Source organism: Vibrio sp. QJM3NY_39 (genome assembly GCF_057785895.1).
In genome coordinates, this window is record NZ_CM173505.1 from 3,495,020 (window position 1) to 3,508,918 (window position 13,899).

The window sequence follows — 13,899 nt, forward strand, 5'->3', positions numbered from 1 at the left end:
ATGTGGAAAAAACCCTTGGCGACCATCGCGCTTATATTGATCTCATTTTCCGGTGTAACATCTGAATCGGAACAGCCCAAGACCGAGGCCGCTCTGGTCAATGTTGATATGACCTTGGACTTGGATGGTATGGAAAAATACGCTCAAGATGCGAGTGAGTCTCTTGAGGTGATATCGCAATCGTTGCAAGCTATCGTCAACAACCCCAACCTTAGTGAAGACCAACAACAAGCCCTGAATCAAACCGTTGAAAGCATCAACAAGCTTGCGAGCTCTACCAAGACATCACTCAATCAACTCCCACAAGCCTTAGACCAATCTCGACTCGCCTTTAAAAAGACCAGTCAAATGCTGTTGGATGATATTCAGACCAAGATCATCATTGCGTTAGCAGCCGTTATCGCTGTCATTGTTATCGCTTTGACTGCTATCTATCTACTCATCCTAAAACCCATGCAGCAAACCTTGGTGAAAGCGACCCACAATATCTCTTCTATGGCGCAATCCATCCAAATCACCGCCGAAGCGCTGAAATACAGTACTGAGAAACAACAAGAAATCATGGATTACATTGAGCATTCACCCACTCAATACACTGATAAATAAGGCGTAAGCTATCAATCCTTTATCGGCAACTTGTAAAATAAAAGTTATTTTAAATGATAAAACAATCAAATTAGAGACGAATTTAAATTACCAAATGCTGATCGAATTCCAGATCTAAGGCAAATCAGGTGTTTATCACTGAGCTTGAGAAAGCGTAAGAAAAGACACTAAAAAGGGCGAGTTTACGGGAGTAATAGTAGGTTAGAAATATTTTTCTTTCGCACAAGAAAAAACGCCCCAGTCAAATACTGACTGGGGCGGCTGAATCAGCCTAATCCAATAACGTGAAACAAAAGGTCTGAAAGATAGAACATCTTACCTCTGTACCCTACAAGATTTAATGTACAACAATTGCTCAGAAATGAAAACAATTTTTGTAGTTTTTTTTCATGAATGTTTTATTAAAACACCTAAATTCTTCTTACGGTTTAACTTTATTCGAGACAAAAAAAAGCCAGTGTTTGTGCACTGGCTCATACTAATTCACTCAATAAGGTCAAAAACTGATTAGTGGGCTTGATCCCAGTTGTCACCGTGGCCTGCTTCCGCGACTAACGGTACTTCTAGATCAGCGGCTGACTCCATCAATTCTTGTACTTTACTTTCAATTTCGGCTAAAGCTGACTCTTGAACTTCAAATACCAATTCATCGTGTACTTGCATCAATAGCTTCACACGACCATCGCCTTCCGCTTGAATCCACTCATCCACTAACAACATCGCTTTCTTAATGATGTCTGCTGCAGTACCTTGCATCGGTGCATTGATCGCCGCACGTTCAGCGGCTTTACGACGCATGCCATTACGAGATTGGATTTCAGGCAGGTGCAACCGACGACCGTAAATGGTTTCAACGAAGCCTTGCTCTGAAGCAGCGCTGCGTGTGTCTTCCATGTACTGCATTACACCAGGGTAGCGTTCAAAGTAAGTGTCCATGTAGTGCTGTGCTTCACCACGAGGAATCCCCAGTTGCTTAGCCAAGCCAAAGGCACTCATGCCGTAAATAAGGCCGAAGTTAACGGCTTTAGCACGACGACGCTGTTCAGTGGTAACTTGATCAATAGCCACGCCGATAATCTCAGCAGCCGTTGCCGCGTGAATATCTTTGCCTTGTTGGAACGCTTCCAGCAGCGCTTTATCAGCCGATAGGTGCGCCATGATACGCAATTCAATTTGAGAGTAATCGACCGCTAGGATCTTCCAACCATGTTGTGCAACGAATGCTTGGCGAATACGACGACCTTCTTCATTACGAATTGGGATATTTTGTAGGTTTGGATCAGTCGAAGACAAACGACCGGTTGCCGTTACCGCTTGGTGGTAAGAAGTATGAACGCGACCCGTTTCAGCGTTGATCATCTTCGGCAGTTTATCTGTGTAAGTAGACTTCAGTTTCGCAAGGCCACGATACTCAATGATCAGCTTAGGCAACGGGTAATCAAGGGCCAGCTCTTGCAACACTTCTTCGTTAGTTGAAGGCGCACCTGATGGCGTTTTCTTGATAACCGGTAGACCCATTTTTTCAAACAGGATCGCTTGCAGCTGTTTTGGCGAGTTCATGTTGAACTCTTGCTCTGCAATCTCGTAAGCTTTCTGCTCTAACTCATCCAGACGAACCGCAATCTCTTGTGATTGAGCCCCTAACAGCATGTCATCGATGAATACGCCAGTACGCTCAATGCGAGACATCACAGGAATCAGTGGTACTTCGATTTCTTCATAGATGGTTTTAAGCTTTTCATCTTGCTCGATGTTTTCCATCAGGCGGTTATGCAGACGTAGTGTCACGTCAGCATCTTCTGCAGCGTATGGAGACGCTTCACCCAGCTCAATCTGGTTGAAAGTAAGTTGTTTCTTACCTTTACCTGCGATTTGCTCAAATGAGATGCAGCTATGCTGTAGGAAGCGTAGCGCTAGGCTGTCCATATCGTGCTTGCCACCTACGCTATTGAAAACGTAAGACGCCAGCATAGTGTCGTGTTTGATGCCTTTCATCTCGATACCGTAGCGAGCTAGCACACTCATATCGTACTTCAGGTTTTGACCCACTTTTGCTTGAGCATCATCTTCAAGAATCGGCTTAAGCTGTTCAAGTACCCAATCACGGTCCAGCTGCTGCGGTGCATCTAGGTAATCATGAGCAACCGGTACATAAGCAGCAACGCCTTCTTCGGTTGCGAATGACAAGCCAACGAGGTTTGCGACCATGTAATCTAAGCTGTCTGTTTCAGTATCGAAAGCAAACAATTCAGCGGCTTTAAGCTTTTCTAGCCAAACATTGAATGACGCTTCATCTAGAATCGTTTCGTAGTTGCTGCGATCAATCGTCACGGCAGACGTATTCATCTCCACGGTAGACGTTGCTGCAGAAGCACCAGCTCCCGTTGCTGCAGATCTTTCATCCGCTTCAACCACACCACTGCCACCTTCAAGCAGCTCGTTCAACCAAGATTTGAAAACCAGTTGGCCGTATAGTTTGATCAGCTCGTCGATATTTGGCTGAGCTTTAACGAGTGACTCTGGTGTCTCTTCAAGTTCAACATCTAACTTAATCGTCGCAAGCTGGTAAGACATATCAGCATTATCTTTATTATCAGCCAGCTTCTTAGCCATGGTTTTCGAACCACGGAAACCAAGCGCCGCAATATCATCAAGGTTTTGATACAACTTTTCGATACTACCGATACCTTGCAGCAATGCCGTCGCAGTCTTATCGCCAACACCTGGAATGCCCGGAATGTTATCCACTTTATCGCCCATCAGCGCGAGATAATCGATAATAAGCTCAGGCGGAATACCAAACTTCTCAATAACACCTTCACGATCCATCACCACGTTGGTCATGGTGTTGATCAGAGTAACGTTGTCATCGACCAGCTGCGCCATATCTTTATCACCGGTACTAATAAGCACAGGCATACCCATCGCAGAAGCTTGAGAAGCCAACGTACCAATCACATCATCCGCTTCAACGCCAGGAATAGAGATAAGTGGCAAACCCATCGCACGAATCACATTGTGCAATGGTTCTATCTGGCAACGAAGATCGTCAGGCATCGGTGGGCGGTTTGCTTTGTACTCTGGGTACATATCATCACGGAACGTTTTCCCTTTCGCATCAAAAATAACCGCAATACGATCAGAAGCAAATTGACGCATCATGCTGCGTAGCATGTTAACCACACCATAAACAGCATTCGTTGGGATATCACCATTGCTCATGGTGCCAGGGTAAGCATGGAACGCGCGATATAGGTAAGAAGAGCCATCGATCAGAATCAATGGATTATCAGGAATACGAGCCATAATGTTTGTGAATCCAGTAAGTACAGAAATTATCTGTTAAGAATGCCACGTCTGTTGGTTGGATTCTACGTTGTCGATCTGTATCCGTTCACTCGGTTGTGTTCGTAATAATCGATTTGTTGTTATTTTTTGTTCTTAGACACAAGCGTTCTGTGGATAACTCTGTTTATATTATTTACCCACCCTGTTGAGAACTAAGGTAAACCACCAAAAAAACGCAAATAAACCACTGAAAATAAACGATAAAATTACAGATCGAACATATGATCAACGATCTTTTCTCGATCTTGCATTGTGGAAAAGAATGCTGATGGCGTTTTATTCATAAAAAAACGTGCCACTAAATATGCATCTTGTTGAAATGGAGGTATAAAAAAAGCGACACCCGAAGATGTCGCCTAGCAAAAACCGGTAAAGCCATTCAAATTGAATACCACAGCTTTACCTAAAAGCTATAAATTACACTGGAAGCAATGTGAGCAATGTCGTGTCAAAAAGAACTTAGTACAAGTTCGCGAGAATTCTGTTGGGTAACCAAGTAGATACTTGAGTACTTAACATCCTTGTGAACATTTCCTCATTCCCTAAGACGAAGTTAATAATAATGATTCTCATTTAATAGTCAACAATTAAATGAGAATAAATCTCATTTAATTTATAAACCGTTCACCACAGTGCTCAAATTTGCTTCAAAAAATGAATTCTATGGGCATTAATGTCTTCTTTTTCTTCTAATTTTTCGATTAGGTAACCGTTTCTCAATAACAGACGCAGCATCGCGGGAAACTGGTTACGAGATTTAACCTTTAACCGCTTGTAACCCTGTTGTTGTACCCACTGTTCTTGAGTATCTAATTGCGCCTGTGCAACACCTTTATTCCTTGCGATCGGTAACACGCCCCCAAACCAGCTGTAAAACGTGTTTTCATCCAATTCATAACCGATCTTAAAGCCCAGTAACACACCCGCTTCTTCAGCAACGAGGATCAGGCTTGTTTTACCCGCTAATCGCTCCGATAAAGACGCTACACTCTCTTTTTTGGCAAACTCGGTAATCTGTTCAACAACAGAAACCACCTCTTCTAATGAGCCTTTGCGCACAATGACAGACATCTTGTTTCATCCTCATAAAACAAAAGGGCTGGCACAACGGCCAACCCTTTAGTGATCATATAGTTTGCTTGATCGTACTTACTTACCTTGCAGGTGCTCAGCAGCTTGTGCGTTATCTTCAGCAAGCCACTCTGCAACATCTTTAGCGAAGTACGTCAGGATGCCATCAGCGCCAGCACGCTTAAAGCACAACAGTGATTCCATGACGGTTTCACGCTCTTTCAGCCAGCCGTTTTGAATCGCCGCTTTGTGCATCGCGTACTCACCAGATACTTGGTAAGCAAACGTTGGAGCTTGCAATTCATGCTTAACACGGCGCACGATGTCTAGGTAAGGCATGCCTGGTTTCACCATCACCATATCCGCACCTTCATTAAGATCCATCGCGACTTCATGAATCGCTTCATCGCTGTTGGCTGGATCCATTTGGTAGTTCTTCTTGTTACCGCCTTTCAGGTTCGAAGCACTGCCAACTGCATCACGGAATGGGCCGTAATAGCACGATGCATATTTTGCAGAGTACGCCATGATTTGGGTATGAATGTAGCCAGCTTCTTCTAACGCTTCACGGATTTTACCAATACGGCCATCCATCATATCCGACGGTGCAACCACATCAGCACCCGCTTCAGCATGAGACAGAGCCTGCTTGATTAAGACTTCAGTCGTCTCGTCATTCATCACGTAACCATCTTCATCGATGATCCCGTCTTGACCGTGAGTAGTGAACGGATCCAGTGCTACGTCAGTAATCACACCCATATTTGGCACGTGCTCTTTGAGTAAGCGTACTGCTCGTTGTACCAAACCTTCAGAGTTATGAGCTTCAGCCGCGCATAAACTTTTAGCATCTTGGTTCACTACCGGAAACAGAGCAATTGCAGGAACACCCAATTTTGACAGGTAATCCGCTTCCTCAAGCATAAGATCGATAGACAGGCGTTCAACGCCTGGCATTGACTCTACAGGCTCACGACGCTCTTTACCCATAAGAATAAACATTGGGTAGATTAGATCATCCACAGACAATTGATTTTCTGCCATTAGGCGACGGCTAAAGTCGTGCTTACGCATACGGCGCATACGGCGACCTGGGAATTGACCTTGAATTGAAACAGACACTAGATTCTCCTTGCCTAGTCTAAGCACCGAAATGCTTAGATATGAAAAGTGCAAAATACAGGCAAAAGCATATCACTGATGGCTCAGGACGCTAACAGTAAAATATAAAACCCACTCAAAAACAGGGAGAAATGGCAAAAAATGACCTTCTCCTCACACTGCCGTATACTCATGACAATTCAGTAAAGACCGCTTTCAGGACAAAACAATGATCGATACCCATGCCCATATTTACGCGAGCGAATTCGATGAAGACCGCGAACAAGTCGTGCAACGCGCGCTTGCTCAAGGCATTGATACGATTCTACTGCCTAACATCGATTTAGAATCTATCGAGCCAATGCTCGCGACGGAAGCTCAGTTTCCGGAGGTATGTCGTTCAATGATGGGCTTACATCCTTGTTATGTGGATGCAAATATCGAACAGACCCTGAAAACCATTCGAGCTTGGTTCGATAAGCATGACTTTATCGCCGTGGGTGAGATAGGTATCGACCTGTACTGGGATAAAACCTTTAAAGCAGAACAAGAGATGGCGTTTGTGACTCAGCTGCAGTGGGCAAAAGAGCTCAATCTACCTGTGGTGATCCACACGCGAGATTCCATTGAAGAAACACTCACCCTACTTCGCAAAGAACAAGATGGAAGCTTACGCGGCGTATTCCACTGCTTTGGCAGCAGCTTAGAGGAAGCTCAAGCGATCAACGAGCTAGGCTTTCATTTAGGTTTAGGCGGCGTATCGACCTTTAAGAACTCGGGGATGGATAAGGTAATCCCACATCTTGATATGAATTACGTCATCCTAGAGACAGATTGCCCGTATTTGGCACCAACACCGAATCGCGGTAAACGCAACGAGCCCGCGTACACCAAACTGGTGGCAAAACGCGTCGCTGAATTACGCGGAATCACCCTTGAAGAAGTCGAAAACATAACCACCATCAATGCTAAATCATTATTTAATCTATGATGAATCTATTAATAAGTAAATATTACGGATTTACCCTCAATTTATTTGAGAAAACAATGTGATATGTATACTATCAACCGCCTGCATATGGAGGTAGTTGATTATGTGTGACCATTCACAACACTTACAACGTCAACATCGAACTCTATGGCATAAAATTTGGGGCATCAAAGAGCTCTATATATGCCAAAACTGTGGTTATCAGTTAAAGATTCGATAAACAGACATAATAAAAAAGCGGCCTAGGGCCGCTTTTTTATTATGTGATTTTTACTGAAGAACTCTAACGATCATGCTCATCCGTAATGACTACTGCTTTAGCATCTGCGAACATAGCATCTGCAAACATAGCATCTGCGAATTAAGACTCCGCTTCTTCCTCTTCATCCGCATCTGGTTTACGCACATAGAAACGCGCGAAGAACAGGCCAATCTCAAACAGAATACACATTGGAATCGCCAACAGTGTCTGCGAAATCATATCAGGCGGCGTTAGCATCATGCCGACAATAAACGCACCGACAACAATGTAAGGACGCTTCTCTGCCAGTTCTTTAGGTGTCGTTGCACCTGTCCAACATAGCAAGATAATGGCGACTGGCACTTCAAAAGCGATACCAAAGGCAAAGAACAGCGCGAGTACAAAATCAAGATAACTCGATATGTCGGTTGCGAACTCTACTCCCCCTAATGATATAGCGGTAAAAAAGCCAAATACCAACGGGAATACAATGAAGTAAGCGAACGCCACACCACAGTAAAACAGCAATGAGCTTGAAGCCAATAACGGCATGATCAAGCGCTTCTCATGCTTGTATAAGCCCGGAGCGACAAAAGCCCACACCTGATACAAAATAAACGGAACCGCGAGGAATATAGACGCGATCAAGGTCAGTTTTAAGGGTGTGAAAAATGGTGACGCTACATCTGTTGCGATCATCGTCGCGCCTTCAGGTAAGCGATCTACCAAAGGTGCAGAGACGAACTCATAAATATCATTAGCGAAATAAATTAGCCCAACAAACACCACCAGAACCGCAACAATCGCGCGCAATAGGCGATTACGCAGTTCTAGAAGATGGCTAATTAAAGGCTGTGTCTGCTCAGTCGAAGACATGTCAAACCTCTTAAACAGGAAGATCGAAAAGGAGCCTCGCACCTATCTATCCACTTGAATAGATATCTACTTAAATAGCTATCGACTTAAACATCTAGCGACTCAAGTATCTGGCGACTCCTCCTTGCGAGACTATTCGGCTTTCTTATCTGACGGTGCTGAAGCTTCACTGTTAACCTGAATGGTTTCAGATTCCACAGTTTCCGTGACACTAGGTTCAGTCTCACTCGGCTTATCAGACTCAGGCTTAGCATACGGGCGTTGAACTTGAGCAGCGGCCTGCTTAAGTTCATCAACTGATGCTTTTAGGTCTGGAGATAAATCTTCCATACCCATTTTTTCCGCCTTGCGTAGGTTTTCTTGCAGCTCTTGCACCTTAAGCTCGTGAGAAAGTTCATCTTTCACACTGTTTGCCATGCTTTTCGCTTGTCCAACAAACTTGGAAATACTGCGAATCGCCACAGGCAAACGCTCAGGTCCTAAAACGACTAACCCAACGACAGATATTAATACCAGTTCCCAAAAACCGATATCAAACACGATTTACGCCTGCTCTTTGTCTTTCTTTGTTTCAGCAGTCGTTTCAGCGCTAGCTTCTTTCTTCTGCTGTTCAATGTTCTTTGGTTCAAAGTCTGCGTCTTTCTTATCTGCAGGCTTGTCTTCATCGCTCATTGCTTTTTTGAAGCCTTTCACCGCTGAACCTAAGTCACCGCCCATGCCGCGCAGTTTCTTCGTTCCGAAAAGTAAAATTACAATCACAGCAATGATTAGAAGTTGCCAAATACTGATACCACCCATTGTCATTGTCCTCGGGTCTGTCTACACATAAAAAATATTAAGGGAGTCTACTGTCTAACGACGGTAAGCTCGCCAACTTAGCAGCCAAAATGTGACACCTGCGATGCCACAGCCCATAGATAGCTGCTCATAAGGGCTTGAAACTAATATTGCGGAGCATACGACTAAAGTAGCTCCAACGCCAAACAAAAACTTTCCTGTTGCTTGCTGACGCTTACTATCTCGGTAGCCTTGATAAAGTTGATCCATTCTGTGGTTCATGGCTTTACCTTGGCGCAAGCTGTCATAAAGTAGCTCTGGCAGCTCTGGCAGTTTTTCTGCCCAGAATGGCGCACGCTCTTTTACTGCGTTAATCACAGCTTGCGGCCCCACCTGATTCATCATCCAGGTTTCAAGGAAAGGCTTCGCCGTTGCCCACAAATCAAGTTGCGGATACAACTGACGGCCTAGGCCTTCGACATACAACAAGGTCTTTTGAAGAAGCACCAACTGAGGTTGAACCTCCATGTTGAAACGTCTTGCTGTATTAAATAAGTTTAGCAACACATGGCCAAATGAGATCTCGCCAAGTGGTTTTGCAAAAATTGGCTCACACACCATGCGAATCGCGAACTCGAAATCGTTAACGTTGGTGTCGTGTGGCACCCAACCCGAATCCACGTGCAGCTCTGCGACCTTACGGTAATCTCGATTGAAGAAGGCCAGCAGGTTCTCTGCTAAATAACGCTTATCTTCGCTGTTGAGCGTGCCGACAATGCCACAATCTAAGCCAATCCACTGAGGGTTTTCTGGATTTTCAGGGTTAACGAATACGTTGCCTGGGTGCATGTCCGCATGGAAAAAGCTGTCTCGGAATACTTGGGTAAAGAATACCGTCACGCCACGTTCAGCCAGCAATTTCATGTTGGTGCCGTTAGCTTCCAATGTCGCGATATCCGATACTTGAATACCGTAGATTCGCTCTGACACCATCAAGCTTTCACTGCTTAAATCAGAGATAACCTCTGGAACATACAGCTCTTCGCTGCCTTCAAAATTACGTCGTAGCTGAATGGCATTTGCCGCCTCACGGCGCAGGTCCAGTTCATCGATTAGCGTTTTTTCGTACTCATGAACGACTTCAACAGGTTTCAAACGACGTGCTTCAGGAAGAGACTTAGCGACTATACGCGCCATTCGGTGCATCAGTTTTAGATCTGCATCAATCACCGGGCGAATATCAGGTCGAATTACCTTCAGAACAATCTCGCGGCCGCTCTCTTTTAGCTTTGCAGTATGCACCTGAGCAATAGAAGCAGAAGCCAATGGCTCGATATCAAAGTCGGTAAACCAGTTATCTAGACTGCCACCCAGTGCCTTTTCCATGTCTTGCTTGGCCAGTTGACCATCAAATGGCGCCACTTGGTCTTGCAATAAAGCCAATTGATCAGCGATATGAGGAGGAAATAGGTCACGACGCGTTGACATCATTTGACCAAACTTGATCCACACAGGCCCTAACTCTTGCAAAGCGAGACGCAAGCGCTGACCCAATTCTTTATCTTGATGCTTGTTCTTGAGCCAAAACAGAGACTTTCTCGCTAACAATGGGGCTTTAGTCAAATGGTGCTCAGGCATCAATTCATCAAGGCCGTACTCTAACTGTACCTTGATAATATGATAAAGACGTTTCAGTTCTGTTGGGGTCATATTTTCTCCAACAGAGCGTTCAACTTAGCTTCAAGGCGAGCTACCGAGCTTTTTACGTCATCAACCTGATCGCAAAAATGCACTACTTCTAACGGAGCCGGTGCAATCTTCCACTCTTCTGTCAGAATCTGAGCAACATGGTTTTGATGCTTAGTTGCTTGCTTCGCCACAAAACCACCGACGTTTTTAACGCCTTGTACCACGGTATGCGCAACCACATCGCCCGTTACGCGCGATAGCCACTCTTCTAAGTCCGGCTTGCAGTCTGTCATCAGCTGAGCAAATTTCTGAGCCAGTTGAATATCACCCTCTAAGATCAGCTTATCTTGCTTGATCAGCTTGGTGATGTTCGATTGCTCACGCAGTTCAGGCAGTACCGATAGGTTCAAAGATAGGTAGCAATCAGGCTGCCCTTCGTATTCCGACAACACATCGATCTGTTGGCTGAAAACGAAAGTGAGTGTTTTATTCAACTCTTTCAAATTAACTTGAATGATCTGCCCCTTTAAACGAGACAAACGACGAACCAAGGCTGGATCATCGTTCACGAAAGTATTTAAAGAGGTTTCAATAACCGCGGTGACCAATGGATCAAATGGCATGACTGTCCTTACCTTTGAAAACGGATAAGCGTTAACCTATCCGTTCTATCTTTATTCTTATTTTTTAGCACACTCAACGAGCCTGCTACCAAGTTCGACTAGAACTTGTAACCGCGGTGCAGCGCAACAATGCCGCCCGTTAGGTTGAAGTATTTAGTATTTTCAAAACCCGCTTCTTGCATCATGCCTTCCAAGGTTTCTTGGTTAGGGTGCATGCGGATTGATTCTGCAAGGTAACGATAGCTGTCTGCATCGTTAGCAATCAGCTCACCCATTTTTGGCAATAGGTGGAAAGAGTATGCATCGTAAACCTTTGAAAGAGGCTCAAGCACTGGCTTAGAAAACTCAAGGACCAACAGACGGCCACCTGGCTTAAGCACGCGGTACATTGAACGCAGCGCTTGGTCTTTATCGGTCACGTTACGCAGACAGAAGCTGATGGTAATGCAATCGAAGTAGTTGTCTGGGAATGGCAGTTCTTCAGCATTGGCTTGAACGTAGTGTACGTTACCAACAATGCCGCTATCACGCAGTTTATCGCGGCCAACATTCAGCATTGAGTTGTTGATATCAGCAAGAACCACATGGCCTTTTTCACCAACGATGCGCGAGAATTTCGCAGTCAGGTCACCAGTACCACCACCAAGATCTAGGATACGTTGACCCGGGCGAACGCCACTGCAATCAATCGTGAATCGCTTCCACAAGCGGTGAACACCACCCGACATTAAGTCATTCATGATGTCGTATTTAGCGGCTACAGAGTGAAATACCTCTGCTACTTTCGCGACTTTCTGGTCTTTCGCGACTGTTTCGAAACCAAAGTGTGTGGTTTCTGACTCTACTGCTGAATTTGTCTGCACGCTTGTGTCCATAATGCTGTTATCTACCATGGTAAGTTCTCATCGACAGTACACTCTCTATTTAGAGGCGCTGCGGCCGATTAGTTTACTTTATCCTCAGCGGGTTGTCTTTCTACTAAGGAGGCATTTTCTGAAAAAGCCTCATTTTGAGCGATTTCCGCCAAGCCAACCGAGATAGGTTTCTTCACCTCAACACCCAATTGCTTGAAGCTTTCTGCCTGACGAATCACGTTACCACGCCCAGTCACCAGCTTATTCATGGCACCTTGGTAGCTTTGGTTGGCTCTGTCTAATGAGCTACCAAGACCTTCCATATCATCAACAAACAAGCGCAGCTTGTCGTAAAGTTTGCTCGCGCGCTCTGCAATGATTTGTGCATTCTGGTTCTGTCTTTCGTTGCGCCACAGGTTATCAATGGTACGCAGTGCCACCAGCAAGGTCGTAGGGCTGACCAAGATAATGTTTTGTTCCATCGCGTCTTTGACCAAGCTAGGGTCAGCTTGAATCGCGACTTGAAACGCGGGTTCTACCGGAATAAACATCAATACATAATCAAGGCTCTGTATACCTTTGAGCTGATGATAATCCTTCTGACTCAAGCCTTTAATATGCGCGCGCAGTGAAGCCAAATGATCACGCAGTGCTGCGTCGCGTTGTTGATCGGTTTCAGCGTTGAAATAGCGCTCAAATGCCACCAAAGCCATTTTCGAATCGACCACTACCTGCTTATCTTGTGGTAAATGGACTATCACATCCGGTTGGTAACGCTTGCCGGCATCGTTTTGCAGGTTCACCTGAGTTTGATATTCATGGCCTTCTCGTAAGCCAGAGTCCGCCAATACACGAGCTAGCACCACTTCGCCCCAATTGCCTTGTTGTTTGTTATCACCCTTTAACGCCTGAGTCAGGTTAACCGCTTCACGCGTCATGCTCTCATTGAGACGCTGCAGGTTTTTAAGCTCATGAACTAAGGTGTGACGCTCTTTGGCTTCTTGACTGAAGCTGTCATTGACCTGCTTCTTAAAGCCCTCTAACTGTTCTCGCAGCGGCGACAACAAACCTTCGAGACTCTGTTTGTTCTGCTGATCAACCTTGGCGGTTTTGCTCTCAAACAGTTGATTCGCTAACAGTTCAAACTGCTGCTTCAATCGGGACTCAGCCTGCTCTAACAGCTGCAGTTTCTCACTGTTGGCGAGATTTTCTTGGTCGTGCCTAGCTTCTTGCTCGCGCAGCTCGGCTTCTAACTCAGACTTATGCTCCTTAAGAACATTAATATCATCGGCATACTGCTGACGCTCTTGCTTCACGGCTTCAAAATAACGCAGCTTCTCCATCGCAGCCATCACCTTGCCATGTGCCTGCTTAAGTTCAAATGCCGCTTTATCTCGATCATCATCCAACTCATTGAGCTCTTGTTGCGCCTCTGCGAGTGAGGATTTGAGCTGAGATTGTTGTGACTCATGCAGCAAACGGTCGGACTCTAGTTGCTGTTCAAGAAGTCGCTGCTGAAAAGAGAACTTCTGTTTGATCCACCAACCCACCACACCGCCACTGACGAGCGCGCCAGAAATTGCAGCAATAAGCGGTGCTTGATGTTCGATAATCCATTGCATGATAATGATTTAGCCTAATTGGAAGTAACTCATTAAATGGTATTTTGATACTGGATAAATGTCCAGTTTGCCGTATTAAATTTCGACAGATAGACTAGGC

13 protein-coding genes are annotated in these 13,899 nt (G+C 45.1%); 2 read left to right on the forward strand and 11 right to left on the reverse strand.

What is annotated here, in order from left to right; translation table 11 throughout:
* Nucleotides 1–606 (forward strand): GTP-binding protein, encoded by a 606-nt coding sequence (locus AC3CHU_RS15545; protein ID WP_171312272.1) that lies wholly within the window; start codon nucleotides 1–3, stop codon nucleotides 604–606.
* 266 nt (nucleotides 607–872) lie between these two features.
* Here the strand turns inward: AC3CHU_RS15545 and spfP are convergent, their stop codons facing one another.
* The 4 genes from spfP to hemB form a co-directional block, all read right to left on the reverse strand.
* Nucleotides 873–920: a small protein SpfP gene (spfP, locus tag AC3CHU_RS15550; protein WP_438356636.1), complete on the reverse strand. Its 48-nt coding sequence runs from the start codon at nucleotides 918–920 to the stop codon at nucleotides 873–875.
* 193 nt (nucleotides 921–1,113) lie between these two features.
* Complete coding sequence (polA, locus tag AC3CHU_RS15555) at nucleotides 1,114–3,912, reverse strand: DNA polymerase I (protein ID WP_237290911.1); 2,799 nt, start codon at nucleotides 3,910–3,912, stop codon at nucleotides 1,114–1,116.
* 678 nt (nucleotides 3,913–4,590) lie between these two features.
* A complete protein-coding gene (locus AC3CHU_RS15560; RefSeq protein WP_488524884.1) occupies nucleotides 4,591–5,025 on the reverse strand; it encodes a GNAT family N-acetyltransferase in 435 nt (144 codons plus the stop codon).
* A gap of 78 nt (nucleotides 5,026–5,103) precedes the next feature.
* Nucleotides 5,104–6,147: a porphobilinogen synthase gene (hemB, locus tag AC3CHU_RS15565; protein WP_004735569.1), complete on the reverse strand. Its 1,044-nt coding sequence runs from the start codon at nucleotides 6,145–6,147 to the stop codon at nucleotides 5,104–5,106.
* Nucleotides 6,148–6,355: 208 nt separating this feature from the next.
* Here hemB and AC3CHU_RS15570 point away from each other — a divergent pair, with 208 nt between their 5' ends.
* A complete protein-coding gene (locus tag AC3CHU_RS15570; protein ID WP_488524885.1) occupies nucleotides 6,356–7,117 on the forward strand; it encodes a TatD family hydrolase in 762 nt (253 codons plus the stop codon).
* Nucleotides 7,118–7,478: 361 nt separating this feature from the next.
* On the opposite strand, the gene tatC is transcribed toward AC3CHU_RS15570, so the two are convergent.
* The 7 genes from tatC to rmuC all read right to left on the reverse strand — a co-directional run bounded on the left by tatC (nucleotide 7,479) and on the right by rmuC (nucleotide 13,799).
* Entirely contained in the window at nucleotides 7,479–8,234 is a 756-nt protein-coding gene (gene tatC, locus AC3CHU_RS15575; RefSeq protein WP_004735567.1) for a twin-arginine translocase subunit TatC, read from the reverse strand.
* Between the two features lie 132 nt (nucleotides 8,235–8,366).
* A complete protein-coding gene (tatB, locus tag AC3CHU_RS15580; protein WP_004735566.1) occupies nucleotides 8,367–8,774 on the reverse strand; it encodes a Sec-independent protein translocase protein TatB in 408 nt (135 codons plus the stop codon).
* Nucleotides 8,775–8,777: 3 nt separating this feature from the next.
* On the reverse strand, nucleotides 8,778–9,032 hold the full coding sequence (tatA, locus tag AC3CHU_RS15585) for a Sec-independent protein translocase subunit TatA (protein ID WP_004735565.1): 255 nt from the start codon (nucleotides 9,030–9,032) through the stop codon (nucleotides 8,778–8,780).
* A gap of 54 nt (nucleotides 9,033–9,086) precedes the next feature.
* Complete coding sequence (ubiB, locus tag AC3CHU_RS15590) at nucleotides 9,087–10,721, reverse strand: ubiquinone biosynthesis regulatory protein kinase UbiB (RefSeq protein WP_171328720.1); 1,635 nt, start codon at nucleotides 10,719–10,721, stop codon at nucleotides 9,087–9,089.
* Complete coding sequence (locus AC3CHU_RS15595; RefSeq protein ID WP_065207371.1) at nucleotides 10,718–11,323, reverse strand: ubiquinone biosynthesis accessory factor UbiJ; 606 nt, start codon at nucleotides 11,321–11,323, stop codon at nucleotides 10,718–10,720. Before AC3CHU_RS15595 ends, ubiB begins: the two co-directional genes overlap by 4 nt.
* A gap of 98 nt (nucleotides 11,324–11,421) precedes the next feature.
* Nucleotides 11,422–12,201 carry a bifunctional demethylmenaquinone methyltransferase/2-methoxy-6-polyprenyl-1,4-benzoquinol methylase UbiE gene (gene ubiE, locus AC3CHU_RS15600; protein ID WP_029222994.1) on the reverse strand — a complete coding sequence of 260 codons (780 nt, stop codon included), beginning with the start codon at nucleotides 12,199–12,201 and terminating at the stop codon, nucleotides 11,422–11,424.
* A 65-nt stretch (nucleotides 12,202–12,266) separates the two neighbouring features.
* Nucleotides 12,267–13,799, reverse strand: coding sequence for a DNA recombination protein RmuC (rmuC, locus tag AC3CHU_RS15605; RefSeq protein WP_488524886.1), 1,533 nt, complete (start codon nucleotides 13,797–13,799; stop codon nucleotides 12,267–12,269).
* Between the last annotated feature and the right edge of the window lie 100 nt (nucleotides 13,800–13,899).